This window comes from Spirosoma luteolum, assembly GCF_054778875.1.
Map to the genome: position 1 here is coordinate 276,926 of NZ_BAAGZE010000005.1, position 15,926 is coordinate 292,851.

Genomic DNA, 15,926 nt, shown 5'->3' on the forward strand with positions numbered 1-15,926 from the left:
AGTTGCCACCGCCCCCCAAAGTACGTCGGTCGGGGCGCTTTACGGCTGCCGACCGTGCCCGATTCTGCCCGCAAAGCCGTATCTTTGGTCTATACGTTCATCCGACTAGTAACCCATGAAACGACAACTCAGTACGCTCGTCGCCCTGCTGGGCCTGGCTACGGCCTCCCTTGCCCAGACCGCCGACGACATCGTCAACAAACACGTGGCTGCCCTGGGTGGCGCCGACAAAATTGCCGCCGTCAAAACGGCCGAATACGAACAAACCATGTCGGTACAGGGCATGGAGTTTAAAGCAAAAACGGTCGCTATTGTGGGCAAGTCCTCCCGCAGCGATATTTCCGTAATGGGCCAGACGATTACGCAGGTCATCGACGGCGACAAAGGCTGGGCTATCAACCCCATGCAGGGCGGTACCAAAGCCGAAGACCTGCCCGCCGACATGGTCAAACTTCAGAAGTCGACCACCGAACCATCGGGCATGCAGCTGGCCTACGCCAAACAGAACAAGCTGCCCTATGCGCTGGTCGGCAAAGAAAAACTGAATGGCAAAGACGTGTATAACATCAGCGTGACACGGCCCGAAGGGATTTATAACTACTACCTCGATGCTACCACCTACCAGCTGCTGTCGTCGAAATCGCGCCTGACCGTGCAGGGGCAGCCTGTAGAAGGCTCGGCCGTTTTCTCGAACTATAAAACCGTCGACGGCCTGACGCTGCCCTACACGCTGGCCATCACAGGCGCGGGTATGCCGGGCACTATTACGGCTACGGTTACCAAACTGACCCTGAACGGCACCATCAACCCGTCGGTGTTTGCCAAGCCCAATTAAGCCTGCCAGGAAAACAGCATTTTGCGCGGGGCGCCGATCCAACGATCGGCGCCCCGCCTGTTTTGCAAACTATTATTCCGTTAATCACCGTTAAAACAATAGATAATGTCGATATTTGGCCAATACCCAACCAATTTTGTATGCCAACATTTGACCTGACCAACAGCCGGCTCCTCGGCACCCTGCTCCTGAGCGGCTGGCTGCCGCTGGCCAGCGCCCAAACCAGCCTGACGGGCTTTGTGCCGGGCCGGCAGGATGCGCAGCGTAAACTCGAAGCCGACTTTAAAACCAAGCAGTCGTCGGCGGCTTTCAGGAGCCACCTCGAACACCTGAGCAGCATTCCGCACATTACGGCGACGCCCGAGAATGAGAAGGTGCGCGACTACATTGCCGAAACCATGCGCAAAGCAGGCTGGCAGGTCGATATCTACCCTCACGACGTACTGCTACCCAAAGGCCCCGGCGACATTGCCGTTGAACTCGTTACGCCTACCCGCCAGCCCCTCAACATCCGGGAGTTCCTGTTTCCGCAGGACAAATACGCCAGCGACCCGCGGCTGACACCCGGCTACAACGCCTGGTCGGGATCGGGCGACGTGACGCGCGAAGTAGTGTACGCCAACTACGGCCGCAAGGAAGATTTCGAGCAGCTGGCCGCCATGGGTGTGTCGGTAAAGGACAAAATCGTGCTGGCCCGTTACGGCGGCAACTTCCGGGGCTACAAAGCCCAGTTTGCGCAGGCCGCCGGAGCGGCCGGGGTCATTATTTTCACCGACCCGGGCGATTCGGGTTATATGCGCGGGCTGACGTTTCCCGAAGGCCCCTACTATTCGGAAAGTATCATTCAGCGGGGCTCGCTCCTGACCGTTCCCTACACGGGCGATCCGCTGACACCCGGCGAAGCCGCGCTGCCCCTCGACGCCAAAAACACGCCCAAACGGATGGCGATGGCCGACGTACAGCTGCACCGGATTCCGGTAACACCCCTGCCCTACGGTTCGGCCGTCGAGATTCTGAAACGCATGGCCGGCGCCAAACCCGTTCCGGCGGGCTGGCAGGGGGGCCTGCCCTTCACCTACCGGCTGGAAGGCGGTCCGGCCCTGACGGTACGGCTGATGGTGAAGCAGGAAAAAGCCATCCAGCGCATTTATCAGGTGGTAGGCACGCTGACCGGGGTCGACTTTCCGGACGAATGGATTATTGCCGGCTGCCACTACGATGCCTGGTCGTACGGGGCTACCGACCCCAACTCCGGTACGGCCATGCTCCTGAGCCTGACCGAATCGCTGGGCAAGCTGGCCAAAACGGGACAGAAACCCCGCCGAACCATTAAAGTCTGCCACTGGGACGCCGAGGAACCGGGCGTGATCGGGTCAGCCGAGTGGAGCGAGCAGTTTCGCGACGAGCTGAGCCAGAAAGCCGTCGCCTACATGAACTACGATGCTGCCGTGTCGGGGCGGACGTTTGGCGCGTCGGCCTCGCCCTCGATGAAAAAACTCATCATCGAAGCGACCCAGGCGGTGCAGTACCCCGACTCCAACAAAACGGTGTATCAGCTGTGGCTGGGCAACAAGGCAGCCGGCAACCCCACGCGCGTAACGGGCTCATCGGCGCCGGCCGTGGCCGAGGGCGAACCCACCATCGGTAACCTGGGCGGGGGCTCCGACCACATTGCGCCCTACATGCATGTGGGTATCCCCTCGCTGAGCGCCGGTATGGAAGGGCCAACACTCTACCACTCGCAGTACGACGACCTGTTCTTCTACGACAAATTTGCCGACCCGACCTACAAGATGGGCCCCATGATGGAACAGATTGTGGGCACCATGACACTGCGGCTGGCCAATGCCGATCTGGTACCCTACGATGTGAAGCGCTATCCCACCGACCTGGCCGTGCACCTGAAAGCTGCCGAACGCGCTATTCAGGCCTATGCCCCAACCTACAGTATCAAGCCCCTGCTGGATGCCGTGGCCGACCTGAGCCGGAGCGCCGACGCCTGCGAAGCCGCCCAGCAGCAGTACCTCAAAGCCGGCCGCACCGACAAGCTGATCGAGCTGAACCGGGAGCTGCGCCTGCTGGAACGGGCTTTTATCGACCCAAAGGGCAACGCCTTCGGCAGCTGGTACCGTTCGCTCTATGCGTCCTCCGACCCCAACAGCGGCTACGCGTCGTGGATGCTGCCGGGCCTGCTCTACGAAGCGTCCCTGAAGTCGACGGCTAACCTGCCCGATCTGGAAAGCCGGTATAAAAAAGCCATCACCACGCTGAGCGAGAAGCTGCAAACCCTGTCGCAGACGATGGGTGTACCGGCGGCCCTGGGTGGCAGCAAATAGGCCCGACACAACGGTGCATTAGTCCGGGCTGATAGGCCAACGACACGCATCGAGCGCCCAGTTGCTACATGAAAAAAGCGAGCCGATTAGTCGGCTCGCTTTTTTGGCTTATGGTCGGGTCGTTTAAACCGCCCGGGCCGGTTTGGCGTGTTCGGGTTTGAGCACCACCACATCGCGTACCACGCCCCCCGCGTTGATCTTGGCCACCATGGCGTCGAGCAGCGGGCTGGCCCAGTCGGGAATGTATTTGTCGGTGGTCTGAATCAGCACCTTCGGGAAGTCGTACAACCCCCGGCCAAGGCCAAACTGCACCGCGCACCGCTTCATAGCGTCGCTGATGCCGCCCTTCACGGGCTCGACGGCCGTGCGGCTGGCACCGTCGGTTTTTTTCACGATTTCGCCACCCGGCAGTATGGCGGTGATGGTACACAGAAAACCGCCTTCGATTTCTTTGATTTCGTTTTGCCACCCCGCCCAGCCAAACTGCTCATCGAAGCGCTGCATGACGCAGCGGTTGGTGATGTAGGGCACCACGATGATTTTCTGACCGTCTTTGGTCTGGCTCTGTACGCGCCATTCGACTTCGTGCGCCGTCAGGGGCGCGGTGAGTGCATTCAATTCCATAGTTGTTGTTTACTGGTAAAAGCCAGGTGCTGACCGGGTCCACAGCCTCCCACCGGAGTGCTCGCCGGCGCCTTGCCAGACACCCGTCTATACAGCAGAAAGGTACTTATTTCTGACCAGAAATCCCAATGATTTTTCAACCCATTTTAGCCCACAAAAAGGGCTTTTCCGGCGCCAAAACCACGATTTTGAGTCTGGAAAAGCCTATCGAATGTATGGACTGCCGACACCCTGCGGAGATCGGCTCATTCGGCCAGTTTGAGCAGTTCGTTCAGCTTCAGCAGGGCCTCGATGGGCGTGAGCCGGTTCACATCGATGGCGCGCAGTTTCTCTTTGATCAGCTCGGCTTTGGGGTCGCCCGCTTCGAATATCTTTAGGGCCAGTTCGGGCCCCGAGGGGCCGGCCTCCGGGGGGCGTTTGTTAGGGTTGACCTCATTCGTACTGGTCAGTCGATAAATGGGTAATCGATTTACTCAGTCAGGGAGATACGCTGACTTTCTTACGAACCACCGGCCTTTCTCCGCTCACTCGTAAATGTGCCCACGGTGCCCTATAGCAATCACACTGACAATCAGTACGTCGTCGGCAACGTCGTAGATGATTCGGTAATCTCCTTTACGGATTCTATAGCCCAATCGACCCTTCAGTTTTTTGCAGCCGTCAGGGCGGGGTTCGTGCGCCAGCTCGTCAATGGCACGCAACAGCCCATCGGCAACTGAATCCGGTAATTTATCGAGTTGTTTCTGAGCCGTTTTTGTCAGGACAACCGTATAATCAGCCATTCATTTGCTGGCGTTTCTTCCGGTAATCGGCCAGTGACATAGTTGGCTCATTGCGTGCTTTTACCGCGTCATATTGCCGAATATCGTCCAGTTCTTCTAGCTCATCCAGCATCTGCTGCCACTCTTGAATCGACAAAACAACCGAGACGCGTTCACCGTGCTCGTTAACGATGTATTGCGGATAAATAGCCTTGCTCATAGTTCGTTACAATAAACTTGTTTATGTCCTTACTGGATTCCAGCTAATTTATGGTCTTCCAAAAATGCCTTTATTGCCTTACTGGGGGTTTTCCAGTTATACACTCCCGATACTGACCAGGATAGCGATTTGCCGGCATTTGTGTTTGCCAGCAACCAGTCCTTCACGTCGTCGTGAGCAAACAGGTAGCACCCCTTCCAGTCTGGTGTTGGAAAACACATCCAGATTTCCTTGCCTATGTATTTCTTATTGATCTCCAGCCGACCTTTCAACTGTACCTTTAAAAAAGTACCTGATGTATGCTGGGCAATAAAGTCTGCCCCCTGCCAGTCATCACTCAGCCGCATTGTAACGAAGCCGTAATCGGCGAGAATAGCCGATATCTTCTGAAAGTTATAATTTTCCTGTTGACGGCTATTCAACTGCGCATACGCTATTTTAGTGAACATGGTCTGCTGCGTCATTTAGGACAAGAAAAGCCCACCATTTTTGTACATCCATTGGCTCGACGATAGCCTCATTCGGCCAGCTTGAGCAGTTCGTTCAGCTTCAGCAGGGCCTCGATGGGCGTGAGCCGGTTCACGTCAATGGCGCGCAGTTTCTCCTTGATCAGCTCGGCTTTGGGGTCGCCCGCTTCGAATATCTTTAGGGCCAGTTCGGGCCCCGAGGGGCCGGCCTCGCGGATCCGTTCGCGGGTTTGCTCCCGCCGGGGTGTCGAGCCCTCGTGCGACGATTCGAGCTGGGTCAGAATTTCCGACGCCCGGTTCACGATCTGCGCGGGCATACCGGCCATCTGCGCCACATGAATGCCGAAGCTGTGCTCCGACCCGCCCTCCTTGAGTTTGCGCAGGAAAATAACCTTGTTGCCCAGTTCTTTCACCGCTACGTTGAAGTTGCGGATGCGCGGGTTATCGTTGGCCAGATCATTTAGTTCGTGGTAGTGGGTCGCAAACAGCGTTTTGGGGCGGCAGTCGGTTTTGTTGTGCAGGTACTCGGTGATGGCCCAGGCAATCGACACGCCATCGTAGGTGCTCGTGCCGCGTCCGATCTCGTCCATCAGCACCAGACTCCGTTCGCTCAGGTTGTTCAGGATGCTGGCCGTTTCGGTCATCTCCACCATAAACGTGCTTTCGCCCCGCGACAGGTTATCGCTGGCGCCCACGCGCGTGAAAATCTTGTCGACCAGACCGATCTGGGCCGAGGAAGCCGGCACGAAACTACCCGCCTGCGCCATCAGCACAATCAGGGCCGTTTGCCGCAGCAGAGCCGACTTGCCGGCCATGTTGGGGCCGGTAATGATAATGATCTGCTGGGTTTCGTCGTCGAGGTAAATATCGTTCGGGATGTAGGGTTCGCCCGGGGGCAGCTGCTGCTCGATAACCGGGTGGCGACCATCCTTGATGACCAGTTCTTTCCCATCGGTGATCTGCGGCCGTACGTACTTGTTGCGCATGGCCACCCGCGCAAACGACGACAGCACGTCGAGCACCGACAGCACCCGCGCGTTCTGCTGGATAGCACCCACGTAGTCGCTGGCGGCCACGATCAGATCGTTGAACATCCGGGCCTCGATCTGAAAAATCTGCTCCTCGGCGTTCAGGATTTTTTCCTCGTACTCCTTCAGTTCGGGCGTAATGTAGCGCTCGGCATTCACCAGCGTCTGCTTCCGGATCCAGTCGTCGGGCACCCGGTTCTTGTGAGCGTGGGTTACCTCGAGGTAGTACCCAAACACTTTGTTGTAGGCCACTTTAAGCGAGCTGATGCCCGTGCGCTGCACCTCGCGCTCCTGCAGCTGCAGCAGGTAATCCTTACCGGAGTAGGCAATGGCCGTCAGCTCGTCGAGTTCGGCATTGATGCCGGGTTTGATCATGCCCCCCTGGTTGGCCAGTGTCGGCGGATCGTCGCGCAGTTCGGCGTCGATACGGTCGATCAGAAAGGCTACCGGGTTCAGCTGATCGGCGTATTTGCGCAGCGACGCACCGTTGCCGCCCCCCGCATCGGGCTGACTGAGGGCCGTGATCAGCAACTCCTTGATGGGCAGGATGTGCTGCAACGAGCGTTTCAGCTGCAGCAGTTCGCGGGGATTGATACGCCGGACGGCCACTTTCGACACCAGCCGTTCGAGGTCGCCGATCTGGCGCAGATGACTCAGCATCAGATCGGCCAGGTCCACATCGGCCACCATCAGGTCGACCAGGTTGAGCCGCTCGTCGATCAGCGCCTTATCCTTGAGGGGCAGGTTGAGCCACTTGCGCAGCAGCCGCGCTCCCATGGGCGTTACGGTCTGGTCGAGAATCTGAATAAGCGGCACGCCCCCTTCCTGCTGCGGAGCCGTCAGCTCCAGGTTCCGGATCGTGAAGCGGTCGAGCCACACGTAGCGGTCTTCCTCGAGCCGCGTCACACGGGTGATGTGCTGGAGGTCTTTGTGCTCGGTTTCGTTGAGGTAATGCAGAATAACGCCGGCGGCAATAATACCATCGGGCAGGCCCTCGATCCCGAATCCTTTGAGGGAGGTCGTCTGAAAATGCTGCTTCAGGAAGTTGTAGCCGAACTCGTAGGTAAAAGCCCAGTCTTCGAGCGTGTAGGTGTGAAACTTATCGCCGAAGAGCGCGCCGAACTCCTGCCGGTTGCGTTTGCAGTAGAGCACCTCCGACGGGTTAAAATTCTGCAGCAGCTTGTCGATGTAGGCAGCATTGCCCTGCGACGCCAGAAACTCGCCCGTCGACATATCGAGAAACGACACGCCGAACTGATCGTCGGCACTGCCGGTACTGCCTTTGCCGAAGTGAATGGCCGCCAGGTAGTTGTTCCGGCGCGTATCGAGCACGTTATCGTTGAACGACACGCCCGGTGTCACCAGCTCCGTTACGCCCCGGCGCACAATGCCTTTGGCCTGGGCCGGGTCTTCGAGCTGATCGCAGATGGCCACGCGCTCGCCCGCCCGTACCAGCTTGGGCAGGTGCGTATCGAGTGAATGATGCGGAAAACCGGCCAGCTCTTCGTTGGCGCCCCCGTTGTTGCGCTTGGTCAGGGTAATACCCAGAATCTTACTGGCCTTCACCGCATCTTCGCCAAAGGTCTCGTAGAAATCGCCGACCCGAAACAGCAGCAGTGCCCCCGGATATTTTGCTTTGATCTGGTTGTACTGGCGGTTGAGCGGGGTTTCGGTTTTCTTCGTCTGCGACTTTCCGGCGGGGGCTGTTTTCACTGTAATCGGCTTGTTGTACACTAACAAAAATAGCGATTTTAGCCGAGAAAGCCGTCCCTGACCCGCGTAAAAGCACGGGCCGGCCGGGCACCGAACGGCTTGCGTTCGGCCCGGCCGGCCCGTGTTTTCCCGTCCGGTTCGCTACTCGACCGGCAGCTGCCAGCCGGCGTCGAAGAAGCCCGCCGTGCGCAGCCCCGCGCTGCCTTTCTGGAGCATGTCGAGCCCGAATACCATGTAATCGGGGAAGCCGCTGGCACCGGCAAAATACTGGTTGGCCAGGGCTGCCCGCATCCCTTTCAGACCCGTCCCGCCGATTACCGCCACCGATGCCGTAGCCGACCCGCGGATGGGCCATACAAAGTAAGCCGCCAGATCGTCGCCCTGCCACTGCTGGTTGCCGACCTGCACCCGGTTGCGGCTGAGCTGAATGGGACAGTCGGCCAGCAACTGCGACCAGGCCGTGTTGTTGGTTGCGTTGCCGATCAGTACCACCCCCCGGTCGGGGTAGCGCGCCAGGCTGTAGTCGGTATCGGCAATGATGTCGACGGCGCCGTTGCCCCGATAATACCAGCTTTCGGCATCGTAACGGGCTTTCTGGATGTTCAGCTCGGTTTCGGCGGGGGTGCCGCGGGTGCCGTAGACCCACACCATCCGGTTGCGGAACGCATCTTTAAAGGTACCGTAGCGGTGCGGCCCTTTGGCGCGGGCATCGGGGCGGCTGGCAACCACCCAGCCCGATGCTGCCCGGCGCAGCCACAGCGTATCGCGGTCGCTGCGGGGCGTGTAGGTCAGTGCCGGCAAGCTGTCGAGCGCCACCGTAACCGGCTTGCCCGGCGCCAGTGCGTTCAGCGCCAGCCGAAGCAGGGCCACGTTGGTGGTGGTGCCGCGAATGGCCTGCCCCTCGCGGGTCAGCTGCAGGCGGCTGTAGACCAGTGATTGCTGCTGCTGCTCGACCGATGCCCAGTAGTAACCCGCCGAAATACCGGGGTTGGCCGTAGTGAAGTCGATGCTGGTGACGGTCGAATCGACCGGGCGCCGGTGCCAGCTGAAATAATCGAACAGCGGGCCCCAGTCGACGCTCTGATCGCCGAACCAGTGACTGCCCCCCGGGTATTCATAGTAGCTCATGTCGGGCTGGGTCGTGCCCAGCAGCCGGCGCATCTGCCGGGCGTAGGTCACGGGCACCGTGCGGTCGGCATCGCCATGCAGTACGTACACGCCCAGTGGTTTGTAATTGGTGGTGAGTTTGAGTACGTCGCTCTGGTTACCGGCCCGCAGCAGCAGCCGTTCGAGCGGATTGCTGCTGCTGTCGGGAATCAGCCCGTCGGCCGAACCGTACTCCTTCAGCGTCGGGTAGCCGGCGCAGGGCGCGATGGCCGCCCACTTGTCGGGGTAGGTAGCCCCCAGAAACCAGGTGCCGTGGCCGCCCATCGAGTGGCCGGTGAGGTAAATCCGGGCGGGATCGGGCCGAAACTGCTGCCGCGCCAGGTCCAGCACTTCCAGCGCATCGAGCCGGCCCCAGTCTTCCCAGTTAAACCCCCGCGGCCGACGGTTGGTGGCGGCTACCAGGTTGCCCCAATCTTTGGGCTTATAAGCCCGGGCCTGCCCACTGGCTTCGACCCCGGCCCCGTGTACCGACAGGAACAGCGCCGACGGATCGGCTCCGTTGCCCGACCGGGGCGTTACGGCGTAATACTGCAAACTCCCGTCGATCTGGCTTACAAACGTCTGGCTGTAGGAAGCCCCCGGCGCCACGGCATCGATCGTTACGCGCCCGGTATCGAGCGTCTTGCCGGCCTGCAACAGCGTCAGACTGCACAGCTGCGGCCCCGTTGCCGATACGGCACTGGCATCGAAGCCAAACGGTACTTTCCGGCTCGACAGCGCCGGAATCACCGGCAGGGGCGTCGTGCGTTCACGACCGGCCACGCGGCTCCGCAGCGACAGTCCCGCCAGGGGGCGGGTGGTCAGGTTATGCACCACCACAGCTCCCTGTAAATTCGTGTTGGCCTGGCCCGGCCGGATGCTGGGGAGCGTCGGATCGTCGGTGGTCAGCTGAGCCGCCTGCGTCGGAAACTGCAGGCGCGCCGATATCTGAATACCCCGCACGTAGAACTCGTTGAGCCCCCGGCGCAGGCGAACGGGCAGGTGCAGGTAGCCCATGTTGTAGGGGTCACCCATGTGCGGCTCGCCGTTTACGTAGACCGTGCTATTGCCCGTAATGGTCAGCAGGGCGGTTTGTTCGCGGGGGGCGGTATAGGTAAGGTAGGTATAGCCACCACTGGTACCGATGCCCCCGCGCAGGCTGCCAGCCACTACACCCGGCCCGGCGGGCGCGCCCCCATTGCCGCGGGGGCCGCGTGGCAACCGGAGCCGATCGAGGCTGTCGGCGGCCACGGCTACCCACCGGATGGGTTCGCCGGCATCGGCCGTGGTGAAAAGCCCCCCGTCGACGGGGCGGGTCAGCGTACCGGCATAAAGCGCATGGGCCAGCCGGTCGGCGTAGATGGCTTCGCGGCCGTAGCGGGTGCCGGTCAGCGCCACCAACCCCGACCGGAATACATGCTCAGGCGGAGCAGTCGGACGCTGGGCCTGTCCGGGCCCGACGGCCAGTAAGGCAACCAGCGTGACGATAAAGAAAAGATTATTTTTCATACCCGATGGGGAAAAACGAAGCGTAAATCAGCGGTTGAGGAGTAGGCAAAAAAGACGGCAGCCGCTCCGATGGAGCGGCTGCCGAATACGAAGCAAAGGCTTATTTTACGTCCCAGAAAATGCGGGCCGTCATGGTATCTTTCGGGCGCACGGTACTGTAATTCACCGTATTGAGCGAGCTTTCACTCGTCGGGTAGAGCAGCCGCGTGGGTGGCGTTTTGGCGGTTGCCGAGCCATTGTCGATCGGAAAGGTCGACGCCACCAGCTTGGTCCGGCGCGCTTCGGCCCACGCCTGCGTAGCCTGCATGATGGTGTAGTCGACCCACTTCTGGGTGGCAATCTTTTTCAGGTTGTCTGTTCCATAGACTACCGTTGGCTGGGCCAAGAACGAGGTGATCTGGGCCTCGGTCGGCGCGGTATCTTTACGACCCGACGCACTGCTGCCCGCATTGATGCCGTACCAGAATGCAATCGACTGCCGGATACCGCTTTCGTAGGCGGTTTTGGCGTTGCCCAGTCCCCAGCGCTCAAAGGCTTCGGCTTTGTTGAACCAGCTTTCGGCCGAGGTCATCAGGATACCCGGAAACAGATTGTTCTCGGTAAACGTCGTCGAGTCCCAGCGCGAGACGGCGCCTGCCGTCTGGGCATTCTGCAACTGGGTGGCAGTCCAGGTGTTGACGATACCCGTGTATTTGCCCGTGTTGCTGGTGGTGAAATAGACCGGCAGGCGGGGGTCGTTGGCGGGTGCCATCACGTTGTCGATCAGCGCAGCCGACGGAAACGGATTTACCCCGAACCCGTTCCGGATATCGTTGATGGCCACCAGGTTACTCGTTGTGGCAGCGGGCTGAATGGTGATACTTTCGCTGGCTGCGTCGGGCAGTGGGTACTGCGTCGGGTTATTCAGCAGCGTCGTTACCAGCGTTTTGGCCGTAGCCTCGTCGCTGTTCGAGATGCGCATGGCCAGGCGCAGCATCAGGGCGTTGCAGTACTTGCGCCATTTGGTGATATCACCCTTATTTACGTAGTCGTACGACGTGAACTGACCGGTGTAGAAGCTCGACGGTTTAGCCGTTGCCAGGTAATCCGAAATCCGCTTCAGGTCGGTAAGCATGGTCGTGTACGTCGTTTTCGAGTCGTCGTAGGTGGCAAGGCCAATGGTACCCTGCGCGTTGAGCTGCCCGGCCGTCGAGAACGGAATATCGCCCCAGAGATCGATCATCTGTGCCGTCTGGTCGTACAGAAAAACACGGCCCGTTTCCATAAACAGCTGCAGACCCGCCTTGTCGTCGGCGTTGAGTCCGGCATATACCTTTTCCATTTCGCGGTAGCGCGCCATGGTCTGCGTGTAATACACATCCCAGCGTTCGGCATTGTAGGCCGTTACCTGCTCATACACCCCGGTGCTGGTGGTGAAGCCGCCCAGCTGGCTGTAGGTCCCCATTTCGGGAATCAGGAACGTGTAGAGGTTGCGGTAGCGGGGCGACACCCGCTCGTTGAAAAGCAGGCCGGCCCACAGCCGCTGCACGTCGGCCGATACAGCCCCGCTCGGGTTCACGTAGGCCCCGTCGATTTCGGTTTGTTTGCAGCCCGTTGTCAGCAGCCCGACGGTCATCAGGCACAGCAGGCCAATACTTAAAATTCGTTGCATAACAGAAAGAAGATCAGTCGATAAGGATCAGTTAAAAGGAGAACCGGATGCTGCCGCCCATCGAACGGGTAGCGGCATTGCCCCCCCCTACCGAGGTGGCCCGCGATACCCAGTTGGTGCCGACACCCTCTTCGGGATCGAGACCAGGCAGGCTTTTGTAGAAGTAGAACAGGTTACGACCGTAGGCCGAGAAAGTCAGGTTCTGCATCTTCAGTTTCGACCGCAGCCGCACCGGCACCGTGTACGACAGGGTTATCTCACGCAGCTTGATAAAGTTGTTGTCGAACACAGCGTCTTTGTAAGTAATGTTCGAGCCCGAACCGGGGTAGCCACCCCAGTTGTAGTGGTAGCGGTAGTACTGACCCACTTCCACCACTTTCTTGTTGGGTTCGCCACTTTCGGTTACGCCCTGGGCAATCACCCCATCGTCGAACACTTTCTCGCCACCTGGCCCGGCCGTGGTGCCGGTGCTGACCTGCACCAGTGAGCCATCTTTGGCCGTGTAGTACGACACGCCACCGTGGGCCGCATCGCGGCCAAACAGCGAGTTTTTGAACATACCGGCCCCGGTACCGTAGAGACGCGACAGCGAAATGATCTGACCACCCCAGACAAAGTCGGTCAGGACGTTCAGCGACAGGTTTTTGTAGGTCAGCGTGTTCATCAGACCACCTGAGAATTTCGACTGGATGTTGCCAAAGTTTACCTTCTGGCTGTAGTCGATCACGTAGAAGCCGTCGGCACCGACGATGTAATTCCCCTTGGCGTCTTTCTTGTGGTCGTAGCCCCAGATGCTGCCGGCCGCTTCGCCCGGTTTGGCATATACGTAAAGCGACCCGTTGTCTTTGTTGTCGAGGGTCAGTTCTTCGAGGCCATTGGCCAGCGACTCGACCTTGCCGCGGTTGACGGCGAAATTGAGCCGGGCATTCCACGAGAAATCGGCGGTTTTAACAGGCGTACCGTAGAGCGACAGCTCCACGCCATAGTTGCGCATGTTCCCCACGTTGACCAGTACGCTGCTGGACCCGATGGTCGAGGGCGTGCCGAGGCTCGTAATCTGGTCGCGGATGATGTTGTTATAATACGTTACGTCGAAACCCAGCCGGTTCGAGAAAAACCGGTTTTCGAGACCAAACTCAAACTCGGTTTTCATCTCGTTTTTCAGGCCCTTGTTTCCGTAGCCCGACGAAGCCGGATTCAGGTAGGGAATCCCGTCGATGCTGCCCGACGAGTAGACGACGTTGGCAATGTACCGGTCGGGCGGGTTACCCACCACGCCCCACGCCCCGCGCAGTTTGCTGTATGAAACAAACTTGGGCAGATCGAAGGCACTGCTCAGCTCAAACGAGGTGCTCACACCCGGATACACGAAGGTATTGTTGCCCGGAGCCAGCGTCGACGAGCGCTCCCGGCGCAGCGTACCCTCCACAAACAGGAAGTTATTGTACTCCAGGTTCAGAATACCGAACAGCCCATCTTTGAGCAGGTAGCCTACCGACGACCGGCCGGCCGGCGGGTTGGTTTTGCTGGCGCTCAGGCTAAACCAGTTCTCCGACGTCAGGCCATCGCGGGTGTTGGCCGAATTGGTCGTGTATTTCTCCCGGCGGCCCTGGTACCCTACCGACAGCGTCGCGTTGAACTTGCTGGTCAGCTGCTTTTCGTAGCTTGCCAGGAAGTCGCCGTAGGTAAAGGTCGAGTTGTTGGCAATCGTCTCGTAGTAACCCGACGGACCCGCCGACAGTTGCTGCGTGCTGCGCTCCTTGGTTTCCTGCGAGAAGCTCGTGTAGTCGATACCCATCCGACCGCGTACGTTCAGGCCCGCAATGGGGTTATAGCTCAGCGTGGCCGATGGCATAAACCGGTTCGAGGTTTCGTCGTAGCTGTTGGCCAGCTGATTCCAGGCGAAATCGAGCAGGTCTTTGGCGCGGATGTTATACTTCAGCCGTTCGTCGAGGTCGAGCGTCGAGTTGAAATCGACCCACTTGTAGCCTTTCGACGTCTGGTATTTCTGGAAATATACGTCCATGTAGTCGGCCGGGCTGAAGAAACCGCCGAAGTTATTGGTCAGGTAATAGATCTGCCGGGGGCGGTTGTGCACCGTCTCGTTGACGTAGTTCATCACCAGGTCCAGGTTGACCTTGGGGGTGATGGCGTAGCGCGAATTCAGGTTGAACGTATTCTTCTGCTGGCTACCGCCGATCTGAATGCCTTTATAGTCGTTGCGCGTGTAGGAGATGCGGTAGTTACCCTTCTCGGTCGCGTTGCTCAGGGCTACGCTGGCAATGGTGCTGCTGCCGGTGCGGTAAAAATCTTTCCAGTTGTTGGGGTGCGACACGTAGGGCCGGGTCTGTCCGTCCCACCAGTACACATCGCTGCCGTCCATCTTCGGCCCGAACTGGGTGTACGACCGGAAGTTGGGGTACTTCACCGTCTGGCCGTTCACCGTCCGGCGGATAAAGCCGTCGTCGTCGGCGCCAAATGAGGCTTTGTTAACCGAACGCTCGTAGCCGGGGCCCCACTCGGTTTGCAGGTCAGGAGCAGTCGATACCTGTTCGACGTTGGCCGAGAGGCTCACGTCGACGCCGATGCCGCGGCTGGCCCGACCGGTACCGTTTTTGGTCGTGATAACGATAACGCCGAAGTTGGCATCCGAGCCATACAGAGCCGACGCAGCCGCGCCCTTCAGAATATTGACATCCTGAATGTTCTCGGGGTTGATGTCGAGCAGCCCGTTGCCGTTGATTTTCTGGTTACCACCCCAGTAGCCATCGTTGTTGGCATCGCCGTTGCGGATAATCACCCCATCGACCACGATCAGCGGCTGGCGCTGGTAGCCGATCGAGTTGACACCCCGAATCTGGATACCGACGGCGCTGGTGGCGCCCCCCGTGTTGGCGTTGATAACAACGCCCGGTGCTTTACCGTACAGCGCCGACGCAAAGTTGGTCGGCGACGTTTTCAGGATATTATCGCCCGAAATCTGCGTGGTGGCATACCCGATTTTGCGCTCTTCCTTTTTAATACCGAGCGCCGTTACGACCACCTCACCCAACACCTTCGAGTCTTCCTGAAGCGTAATGTTCAGGGTTCTGCGGCCGTTGAGGGGGATTGTCTGGGAGAGGTACCCGATAAATGAAGCCACTACCATGCTCTGGGCCGATGGTACGTTGAGGGTGTACTTACCGTCGACATCGGTAATGGTACCGGTGGTTGTGCCCTGCACCACAATCGATACGCCGGGCAGTGCCTGCCCGTTTTCGGCAGTAACCTGCCCGGTGAGGCTTACACGTTGCGCCAGAACGGGCATACTTGCCACAACCAGCCACAACAGCAAGAGCCTGGGTAAAAAGTTTCTCATGAAAGTTTGGGAGATGTGATAATTTATTAAAAATTTTAAGAATTCAATTTTAGTACATTTTTAACCTTGAGCCAACTTCCTCTCTGGAATTTGTAAGGTTTGTTTTTTAAGCGGTCGGTACATTACAGGAATGGCAGAACATAATTCCGCTTTTAGTAACAAAGCATATGGCTGCATAGGTATCGGCCCCAGCTGAGCCGATAACACTACGGTAACAAACCAGCCGGTGTCTGTTGCGGCATAGCCCGGCAACTGAGCAGGTCAGGTGCCGGGCCAGG

At 59.0% G+C, this 15,926-nt stretch carries 11 protein-coding genes; 3 read left to right on the forward strand and 8 right to left on the reverse strand.

Annotated features, from left to right (window positions below):
- Nucleotides 1–115: 115 nt before the first annotated feature.
- Complete coding sequence (locus tag ACYVAC_RS08840) at nt 116–835, forward strand: DUF4292 domain-containing protein (protein WP_461097260.1); 720 nt, start codon at nt 116–118, stop codon at nt 833–835.
- A gap of 140 nt (nt 836–975) precedes the next feature.
- On the forward strand, nt 976–3,171 hold the full coding sequence (locus tag ACYVAC_RS08845; protein ID WP_461097261.1) for a M28 family peptidase: 2,196 nt from the start codon (nt 976–978) through the stop codon (nt 3,169–3,171).
- Nucleotides 3,172–3,294: 123 nt separating this feature from the next.
- Here ACYVAC_RS08845 and ACYVAC_RS08850 read toward each other — a convergent pair whose 3' ends face one another.
- A complete protein-coding gene (locus ACYVAC_RS08850; RefSeq protein WP_461097262.1) occupies nt 3,295–3,795 on the reverse strand; it encodes a Rad52/Rad22 family DNA repair protein in 501 nt (166 codons plus the stop codon).
- A gap of 128 nt (nt 3,796–3,923) precedes the next feature.
- Here ACYVAC_RS08850 and ACYVAC_RS08855 point away from each other — a divergent pair, with 128 nt between their 5' ends.
- Nucleotides 3,924–4,172, forward strand: coding sequence for a hypothetical protein (locus tag ACYVAC_RS08855; protein WP_461097263.1), 249 nt, complete (start codon nt 3,924–3,926; stop codon nt 4,170–4,172).
- A 147-nt stretch (nt 4,173–4,319) separates the two neighbouring features.
- Here the strand turns inward: ACYVAC_RS08855 and ACYVAC_RS08860 are convergent, their stop codons facing one another.
- The 7 genes from ACYVAC_RS08860 to ACYVAC_RS08890 form a co-directional block, all read right to left on the reverse strand.
- Nucleotides 4,320–4,577: a type II toxin-antitoxin system RelE family toxin gene (locus tag ACYVAC_RS08860; protein WP_461097264.1), complete on the reverse strand. Its 258-nt coding sequence runs from the start codon at nt 4,575–4,577 to the stop codon at nt 4,320–4,322.
- A complete protein-coding gene (locus ACYVAC_RS08865; RefSeq protein ID WP_461097265.1) occupies nt 4,570–4,776 on the reverse strand; it encodes a hypothetical protein in 207 nt (68 codons plus the stop codon). Before ACYVAC_RS08865 ends, ACYVAC_RS08860 begins: the two co-directional genes overlap by 8 nt.
- Before the next feature lie 29 nt (nt 4,777–4,805).
- On the reverse strand, nt 4,806–5,240 hold the full coding sequence (locus tag ACYVAC_RS08870; protein ID WP_461097266.1) for a hypothetical protein: 435 nt from the start codon (nt 5,238–5,240) through the stop codon (nt 4,806–4,808).
- A gap of 53 nt (nt 5,241–5,293) precedes the next feature.
- Nucleotides 5,294–7,984 carry a DNA mismatch repair protein MutS gene (mutS, locus tag ACYVAC_RS08875; protein ID WP_461097267.1) on the reverse strand — a complete coding sequence of 897 codons (2,691 nt, stop codon included), beginning with the start codon at nt 7,982–7,984 and terminating at the stop codon, nt 5,294–5,296.
- A 141-nt stretch (nt 7,985–8,125) separates the two neighbouring features.
- Nucleotides 8,126–10,639 carry a carboxylesterase family protein gene (locus ACYVAC_RS08880; protein ID WP_461097268.1) on the reverse strand — a complete coding sequence of 838 codons (2,514 nt, stop codon included), beginning with the start codon at nt 10,637–10,639 and terminating at the stop codon, nt 8,126–8,128.
- Between the two features lie 100 nt (nt 10,640–10,739).
- Entirely contained in the window at nt 10,740–12,290 is a 1,551-nt protein-coding gene (locus tag ACYVAC_RS08885; RefSeq protein ID WP_461097269.1) for a SusD/RagB family nutrient-binding outer membrane lipoprotein, read from the reverse strand.
- A gap of 31 nt (nt 12,291–12,321) precedes the next feature.
- Nucleotides 12,322–15,648, reverse strand: coding sequence for a SusC/RagA family TonB-linked outer membrane protein (locus ACYVAC_RS08890; RefSeq protein ID WP_461097271.1), 3,327 nt, complete (start codon nt 15,646–15,648; stop codon nt 12,322–12,324).
- Nucleotides 15,649–15,926 lie beyond the last annotated feature (278 nt).